This is a genomic window from Roseateles sp. P5_B10, from assembly GCF_056400485.1.
On sequence record NZ_JBFULE010000364.1, the window covers coordinates 1 to 5,228 of the forward strand.

General features: G+C 70.2%; 2 protein-coding genes. One reads left to right on the top strand and one right to left on the bottom strand.

The features are described from left to right. Window positions 1-4,508: hypothetical protein (locus tag AC1DU6_RS19375; protein WP_477858973.1), on the top strand; the 4,508-nt coding region annotated here is incomplete at its 5' end. Window positions 4,509-4,646: 138 nt separating this feature from the next. On the opposite strand, the gene AC1DU6_RS19380 is transcribed toward AC1DU6_RS19375, so the two are convergent. After that, on the bottom strand, window positions 4,647-5,228 hold a 582-nt coding region (locus tag AC1DU6_RS19380), incomplete at its 5' end, for a hypothetical protein (protein ID WP_477858975.1).

Genomic DNA, 5,228 nt, shown 5'->3' on the forward strand with positions numbered 1-5,228 from the left:
GCGTGCTGGGCCTGCTGCGCCAGCACTACACCCAGCTCGCACAGACGGCGGGCGATGGCGACCACCCCGTGCTGCTGCCCTGGCGCGCGGCCGATCCGGCGCTGAAGGGCCTGCTCACCGACCTCGGCACGCGCACGCTGAAGCAAGACTTCGGCAATCGCACCATCGAGGTCCCCTTCCCCGGCTTCGGGCGCTTCCATGCGCTGCGCGGCAATTCACGGGCCCATGACCGCGCCATCGACGGCAGCGTCTTCAACGCCAACAGCTGCATCCCCGCGCCGGCCCGCATGCCGGGACAGAAGGGCGGCACCACCACCTTCCGTCTGCGCGCGCTGCCGCCGCAGTGGGAAGACCCGGCCCTCATCCGCAACGGCAGCATCGCCACCGACCCGGCCGACCGCGAGAAGCGCGCCGTGCTGATGGAGCAGTTCAGCGGCCCGGGCGAGTACGCGCTGTGGCAGAGCGACCGCTTCTACAACCGCCGCGTGCCGACCGCCGCGCAGAAGGCCATGCGCCGCCCCGGCTTCACCGGCGTGGAGGCCTCGCCTGTTGAGCCCGACTTCGACTTCCACCAGCGCATCGCCAGCTACGGCGACCACCCCCACCTGATGCGCCGCCTCGGCCTGGTGATCGACTTCGTGCTGGAGAAGAACGACCTGCTCGACGCCCTCGTCACCGCGGCCGGTGCGTCGGCCGCCGCGGGCTTCATGCAGCTACGCATCGTCAACGGCGTCATCGGCGACAGCCAGCGGCCGTGGACGGCCTTCACGGCCACGCGCAAGCGCTTCGTCGTGCGCGAGCGCACGGCTGATCATGCCGACGGCCTGCTGCGCCTCGTCGGCGCCAACGACAACTACCTGCAGGCGCGCAGCCCCTTCGACATCTACCAGGTCGACCCCGACGGCGCGTCGCTGAAGACCGTCAACTTCCTGCTGACGGCGCAGAACCTCGTCGCCAAGCACCTGGAGATGGGCGCCCACGGCGCCGTCACCTACACCACCGGCGACCGCCAGCCGGTGGCCAACCTGCGCTCCGGTGGCATCGGCGTGTCGCGCCACGGCCGCGCGGGCAGTGTGGGCATCAATGCCGCCACCGCGGCGCTGAACAACGCCGCCATCAAGGCCGGCGGCGCGGCCGCCGCCGCGGTGACGTTGTTCGCCGAGGACGTGCTGCGCGGCTACCGCATCGATGCCTGGGACGCCGCCGACCCCAGGTGGCGCAGCCTCGTGCAGCGCCAAGGCGCTTTTCGCGCGCTGGCCCGTGGCGCGCTGCCCGAGCAGGCAGTGGACCTGCCGGCCGACGAAGGCCATGTGAAGGGTGCATCCGCCACCGCCTCGCCCGGGGCGCCGGACGACCAGTACCTGCACGAGACGCTATTCCGCTGGACCGGCTGGAGCCTGGCCGCGCCGCGCCCGGGGCGCACGCTGCGCAGCGTGACGACACCCGGCACGCACCTGCAGACCGAGGAGGTCGTGGACACGCCCACCGACACCGCCACGCGCGGCAACGGCATGGCCGTGTCGATGGCGGCCGTGAAGGGCAGCCTGCCACGGCTGCGCTTCGGCCGCCGCTATCGCATGCGGGCACGGCTCGTCGACCTGGCCGGCAACAGCCTGGCGCTGGACGAGCCGGGCGCCGACGAGCAGGCCAGCGAGCCGCTGGCCTACGGCCGCTTCGAGCCGGTGGACCCCCCGGCCCTGGTGCTGACGGCCAAGGTCAGCGAAGGCGAGTCGCTGGAGCGGCAGGTGCTGCGCACCAACTACGACAAGGACGCCGCGGGCTATGTGGCGCAGATCCAGGGGGAGCTGTCCGGCTTCTACGACAACCCCGACTTCGAGTACGGCAACAGCAGCGACCGCCACATCGTGCCGCCCAAGAGCTCGCAGCAGCAGTGCGAGCTGCATGGCATGTTCGACGCCTCTATCGGCGGCGCCACGCCGGCGCGCATCAAGGCCGGCTACGCGGTCGCGGCGCGCGAGAACGGCAGCCTGCTGCACCCCGTGCCGGGTGCCACCATCGAGCTCGTGACGCCCGCCAAGGCCGCCCTGGCGGCCACCGTGCAGGGCGGCGCAATAGCGCCGCCCGAGCAGGCCGACGACACCAAGGACCGCTTCGCGGCGGGCCAGTACCTGGTGCACCGCGAGGCCATCGTGCCCGTGCCCTACCTGCCCGACCCGGCCAGCGGCGGCGTCGCCATCGAAGGCGTGCCCGGGTTGAACGCCTGGATCCAGGGCAAGCCGCTGGTGCTGCTGGCGCCAGGCCTGCACGGCTATGTGCTCGACAAGGGCGCCCGCGCGGTGTTCCTGGACGACCACAAGGACCGCCTCATCCTGCTGCTCGACTTCGATCGCGACCCTTCCAACGGCGCCCTGGGCAAGACCTGGCCGGAGGACACCCGCAGCCTGCGCCTGCAGCTGCACGAGCAACCCGGCGAGGTGGCCACCCCGCCCTGCGGCGACGACTTCACCGTGCCCGACGCGCCCAAGTGGGACTTCAACAAGGGCATCCTGCGCGTCTTCCTGCCCAAGGGCCATGTGGCCCGACTTCGCTACGCGAGCTTCGTGCACGATGAGCTGGTGCGCCACCTCGCGCTGCCCTACTGGCAGCCCAGCGCGGCGGGCGTGCAGCGGCTGCAGGCCCAGGCCCTGGCCGGCGTCAACTGGATGCTCACGCCCTGGCGCGACCTCGTCTTCGTGCACGCCACGCAGCAACCGGTGTGCGAGCCGCGCGTCGAGAAAGCCAGCGTGGACCGCCAGGCCGGCTGGCAGCACGCCGACCTGCTGGCCCGCACCGTGCGCCTGCATGGCCCGAGCACCGGCAAGTTCGAGATCGTCGGCGAGTGGGACGAGTGGGTCGACGACCCCCTGGCCGACGACCCGGCCGACCCCGGCCCCAAGCGCGTGCCTCACGAGGCCGTGCTGAGCGAGATCCGCCTCGCGGAGATGCACGGCAACCGCTTCACGCTGGAGCAGGCCGTGGCCGAGCAGACGGCCTTCACGCCGGTGGGCGGCCAGCTGCTGCCGTCCGACCTGGCCAAGCATCCCGCCGTGCCGGGCAACCGCCACGAGTTCGGCGACACCAAGTTCCGCTTCGTGCGCTACCACCTGCGCGCCACCACGCGCTTCCGCGAATACCTCCCGCCGTCCCTGTTCGCCAAAACCGAGCGCATCACGCGCGACGGCCCCATCGTCGAGACCGACCGCGTGCAGATCCAGGCCCACACCCTGCTCGGCGAAACCAAGGACGCCGGCGCGCCCATCGCCGACGTGGGCACGGGCGGCACGGTCGGCACCGTCATCCGCTCGACCAGCCCACCCGACATCCCCCAGGTGCTCTACGTCGTGCCCACCTTCCGCTGGGACCGCAGCGTGCGCGACCGCAGCACGCGGCTGGGCAACGGCCTGCGCGTGTATCTTGAGCGGCCCTGGTTCTCGTCCGGCAACGGCGAGCTGCTGGGCGTGGTGCTGCAGCCCAACGACGGCAAGTTCGCCGACCTGCCCGCCGATCGCATCCCCTATCTGACCCAGTGGGGCCGCGACCCGCTGTGGGATTCGGCAAACGCCGGTGACGTGGCCAACGCCGATGCCTTCGGCGCCGCCGTGCGCACCGAGCAGGTGCTGCTGTTGGAAGACGGCCAGCCCGCCACCGTCGCGGGCCACCGCGTCTACTTCGACAAGCAGCGCAAGCTCTGGTACTGCGACATCGAGCTCAACACCGGCTTCAGCTACATGCCCTTCGTGCGGCTGTCGCTGGTGCGCTTCCAGCCCCATGCGCTGGCCGAGGCCAAGGTCTCACGCACGGTGCTGTGCGACTTCGCCCAGGTGCTGCCGCGCCGCGTCGCGATCGTCAAGCGCGAGCGCAACACTGTGCAGCTCGACGTCTACGGTTCGGCCGCCAAGCGCGGGCCGATGCGCCGGCTCAATGCCGGCGGCCAGGCCGAGTCCCCGCTCGCCAACGCCTCGGTGATCTCCGACTTCACCGGCACCCACCTCGAAGACGGGCGCAACCGCATGGAGGCCGTGCTGCAGCGCCAGTCCCTCGACTTCGATGGCGACATCGGCTGGCAGGATGTGCAGGTGCTGGGCGGCCAGCTCGTCGGCGGCGACGCCGCGTCGCGCTCCCTGGCCATGAAGGCCCTGGAGGCCCCGGCCCCCAAGCTCGCCGCCGAAACCGTCGTGCGTACTACCCGCGGCGGCGAGACGCTGCGCTTCGACCGCCTGGAGCAGCTCAAGCCCGTCCCCGGCCTGGTGAGAGACGTCGTCGTCGGCCCTGTTGGACCAATCGGACCGATTGGTCCCATCGGCCCGATCGGCCCGCTCTTCGATCCTCCCATCTGGTCCCACACAGGGTCCCTGCCGACCCTGGCCAGCGGCTGGCGCTACCGCGTGCTGCTGCGCGAGTTCGAGCGCTTCTACACCGACAAGACCGTCCCCGACCCGCGCAACGCGACCTGGCGCAAGCTGGTGGTGGAGGAGAGGCTGACGTATGCGGAGGCGTTCGAGGTCTGAACGGAGGGCATCGCGGGGCGGCGAGTCCAGTGCCGTCGGTCAGTTCACCGAAATGCCCTCCCCCATAGCGGGCCTCACCAACCTTGTCTCGCTAGACGGGGCTTTCGCGGCCTGCCTTGCCGCGTCGCTCGCCGACGCCTACCTGATAGTCGCCCTGAGCGCCTGAGAAAGCCTGGCACGGTCCAGGTCGTCGCTGATCTTGCGCGCATTCACCATCAGCTCGCATTTGTCCAGCAATGCCAGCGTCTTCTCGGCTTCGGTGTTCAGCGTGTTCATCTGCTTTGTCACATAGTCGTTGACGCTGCCCTTCACCTTGTCGCGCACGTCAAGGGGAAGTCCGAGAAAGGCGTCCTGGATTGAATCGAAAGCTTCCCTCGGGCCACCCTGCAACACCGTCACGTTCTGCCGCCATTCACGCAGTTTGGTGTCCAGCCCTACGGCTATTACACCGTTGGTCGTCACCAGCCACTTGTCGGGCTCGAGGAGGGCGCGCTCCGTATCCGTGCTGAGACCACCCATGAAACGACCGTCGTTGGCACGGAAGAAATCTTCGAATGCCTTCTCGGTACCGGCGCGCTTACGGTCGAAGATGTCTTTCAGCCCGCGCTGCACCTCGGACCAGTCGCTCTTCTGCCCGTCCGTGCGCAGGCCGGATGCCGCCCGGTCCATGTCCGCAAAAACCGCAGCATGCGTGGCGCGGGTTCCATCCAGGTTGCATGC